The organism is Malikia spinosa (genome assembly GCF_002980625.1).
GTDB classification, from domain to species: domain Bacteria; phylum Pseudomonadota; class Gammaproteobacteria; order Burkholderiales; family Burkholderiaceae_C; genus Malikia; species Malikia spinosa.
In genome coordinates this window covers 1-3,418 of sequence record NZ_PVLR01000080.1, presented here as the reverse complement: position 1 = coordinate 3,418, position 3,418 = coordinate 1, and the positions used below count along the sequence as shown (strand labels likewise).

Annotated in this window: 3 protein-coding genes; 1 reads left to right on the top strand and 2 read right to left on the bottom strand. The window is 48.4% G+C overall.

Features of this window, described 5'->3' with window-relative positions:
* Positions 1 to 33: 33 nt before the first annotated feature.
* Positions 34 to 597: a recombinase family protein gene (locus C6P61_RS17260; protein ID WP_105731133.1), complete on the bottom strand. Its 564-nt coding sequence runs from the start codon at positions 595 to 597 to the stop codon at positions 34 to 36.
* A 444-nt stretch (positions 598 to 1,041) separates the two neighbouring features.
* Here C6P61_RS17260 and C6P61_RS17255 point away from each other — a divergent pair, with 444 nt between their 5' ends.
* Positions 1,042 to 1,761 (top strand): pentapeptide repeat-containing protein, encoded by a 720-nt coding sequence (locus tag C6P61_RS17255; RefSeq protein WP_105731132.1) that lies wholly within the window; start codon positions 1,042 to 1,044, stop codon positions 1,759 to 1,761.
* 176 nt (positions 1,762 to 1,937) lie between these two features.
* Here the strand turns inward: C6P61_RS17255 and C6P61_RS17250 are convergent, their stop codons facing one another.
* A complete protein-coding gene (locus C6P61_RS17250) occupies positions 1,938 to 2,792 on the bottom strand; it encodes a hypothetical protein (protein ID WP_105731131.1) in 855 nt (284 codons plus the stop codon).
* Positions 2,793 to 3,418 lie beyond the last annotated feature (626 nt).

Genomic DNA, 3,418 nt, shown 5'->3' with positions numbered 1-3,418 from the left:
GGAAGTCCCTTCGTATTCGGATTGCAAAGTACGTTAAGCCCGTGCTGAAGCGGAGGCCGGCAACCAGCGGTACAGCGTCGGAACCGAGACGCCGAGATTCTGTGCCACCTCCTTGGGCGGCATGCCGCTGGCCAGCAGTTTCCGGGCCGACTCGATCTTGCTTGCGGTCATCTTGGGCTTGCGCCCCCCTTTGCGCCCGAGTTGACGGGCCATTTCCAGCCCGGCGCGGGTGCGCTCGACGATCAGATCGCGCTCCATCTCGGCTAGGCTGGCCATCACGTGGAAGAAGAACCGGCCTGACGGCGTGCCGGTGTCGATCGCGTCCGTCAGGCTCTTGAACTGCACGCCCTGCTGCTGCAACTCCCCCACCAGATCGACCAACTGCTTGACGCGGCGGCCCAGGCGGTCCAGCTTCCACACCACCAGCGTATCGCCCTCGCGCAGCATTTCCCGTGCCTTGGCCAGGCCGGGACGCTCGGCTCGCGTGCCGCTCACCTGGTCCTCGAAGACCTTCCGGCAGCCCGCCTGCCTCAACGCTTCACGTTGCAATTCAAGGTTCTGGTCCTGCGTCGAGACGCGCGCATAGCCGATCAGCATCGGTGGGCCTTTCTTATCGAAACTCGTCGATATCGAGTTCAATCAAGAATAGATTTCAAGAACAATTTTCGAGAAGCGCAAGGCCTTGATTTTGCGTGCTGCGCCAGAGGCTTGGGCGGGCTTCTCGTGAACCCTCGTTTGCGAGAGCGCAGCCCGAGACCACCAGTGACACAGTAGCGCCGCGAGTACCATTCCCGTTGCGGGCTACAAGAAGAGATTTCAGTGCAACAGACCTCGATAGACAATCGATAGACAAGCACCATGACGCCGTCACGGATGACCATAAACATTCGACGCGTTCTTTTGGTGATGAGACGTGGACGTTCGACCATCTGCAAGCCTTCTGCGGAACCTGGTCAGATCGTTCTTTGGGCATAACGAGTGTTTGTACGCTCGAATGTGACAATTATTTCCCAAACCTTAGTTAAAGATCAGGAGCATTTCATGAGTAGAAATAAAAGCACAAAAAGATACAGTTATAACAACCATGACTCTAGGGCAAGTAAGTTCATCCACAAGGATTTCAATAAAACGGAAAACTATCTCACCAATTTTTCAGAGGTGTTGTTCCAGAACACATCTTTTGTTGGTGCTAAATTAAAATTCTGTGCTTTTTATAGCGCTGTTTTTGATAACTGTTATATCAGGGGAGCTTTGTTTAGAAGGTGCAACTTGAAAAATGCCGTTTTCAAAAAATCCATTATTTCAGCTACTTTTTTTGAAGGTTGTAAGCTTCAGGGTTGTAGATTTGAAAACTGCAAAATAATTTCTTCATCTAAACTAGAAAAAGGTTTACCCAGTGAAAGCTTCGTTGAAACAGAGATATTTCAAACATACCCCGCCACCACTATTTTCAGTCGTGAATTGATTGATGTGGTTGAATCATTGAGGATGAATGACTATATAAGACGATCAAGTGTCTTGCACCGAAAAGAGAAGAAGCTTGATACAGTTTCTTTGAAGGTATTGGTTGAAAGGTTTGGAGAAGATTTACTAATTAATAATCTACCTTTTTTGCCAAAGGTGATTGCTAAGGAATTTTATACTCTGAGCTACATCATTCATTTCTTGCTGAAGATTCAGAGTTGTGATATAAATGAAGTCCCCGGTCCTGCTGCCCTTGGTGCTCCAAAACTAACGAATGATTGCTCGTCTACGGACTGATGCGGGGTTAAGGCTTTCATTTTGAACAAGTTGGTGGAGGGATTGCCTATGGTGATGGATACTTTGACAATTGGTAGTTTTGTACTTCTAATGATTTACAAGTTTTTGTTAATGGTCAGTGCCAAGTGTAGCGGTGGGATGTGTCTGAAATAAAAAATCACCCTTGGGGTGCTTTTTTATGAGTTGAAAATTTCAAGCCATCTTTTTCTTCTTTTGATGTCATATTTCTGAGCAAGAAGGAAGTAAAAAAAATCCTCGTAGTGCGGAATCACCATAGATTTTATGTTGTGTTGAACTTCATACTCAGTTGCTTTGTGAGCCATTGCAGTGAGTAAGGAATAAATTGGCTGAATAATTTTAACTAGTCTCCAGATGACGAGTGGAGCACTTTTCTGCACAACATGCTGACGGTGAAGGATGTCAAAAACCATCATGGGATGCCCATTCTCATCTAGATGGCTTGTGAAACCGTTCTTTGGGCCTTCTCTGTCCATCTTGTACATCAGGCTCATTGCCGACTTTTGGCGCACCTGGTGCGGTGTGTGGTCTTCGTAGATAGCTCTGGCTATGTCTAGCCACTTGTACAGAGGGCTTCTGTCTTGCTTTGCCTCACATACTTCATTCAGGTTGAAGTAGCGACTGCCAACACCGTATTCAGTGATGAAGTCAATCAAGGCTTCATCATTGGCCGTCCTGGCTGGGTTAGATGCATTGGGATGAAGGTAGAGTGGGAGTAACTTCAAGCACTCGATGTATAGAGTTCCGATGTCGTGCCCAAAGTCCCTTTTTAATTGCTTGATGGTTGGCGTCTGGTAGTTGCTGGTCAGCATGTAATGTGTGACTACAGCCAGCTTAAGAATCCGTTCTATGCCAATAGACAGGTTGAAAAAGGAAGTATAGAAAAATCCCTCCTTGTCTTGAAAGAAATTGGCCTTCAGAAGATTGTCAAAACCAGATAGAAGTGAGTTCTTGGTCAGGTGTGCTTCTTGAACAAGAAGAGAGCACTTTTTGTCAAATCCAATGTATTGCATGACATTCCTTATGCTGAATCACGTATCAAATCTCTCTCAAGAATTTCAACCGCTCTAGCGACGAAGTTGTGTTTTGATGCTTCATCTGGAAAATTTTCACTTCGAAGAGACTGATAAATAGTATCAGTGTACTTTTTCTTGTTTGAGCTTATAAATCTTCGCGCCGTGCTTGCCTCCGGTGGGACGGCTATCGCCCTCCCCCGCCGCGCTGCGCTTGGCGCCCTCTGGGGGAGCCGGCCAGCCCGGCGGGACGCCGGGCTGGAGATGGCGTTTCAGGGGTCGTCTCAGATTCGGATCGCAAAGTACGGTAAGCCCCTGCCTCGGCTTCTCGCAAACGGAGGTCTACGAAAAGGCTATGTGAGAACGCTGTCCCAGCCCGGAGAGGGTGCAAAAAAGGTTCTCGAAACCCGTCCTTACCTTGACCGAGGTCGAACGACGAGTTTCGAGAAGCTGGGCCATGTGCTGGCCGCCGGGTGCGATTCCATGTACATCACCAGTCCCACAGCAGGCACGTGCCGCTCCCTAACGCCGGCTTAGCGTGCTTTATTTTCCGAATACGAAGGGACTTCCCACTTCCGGGCTACGGCATCGAGTGCCAAGATTGGCGTGTTGGAAGTCAATCTCAA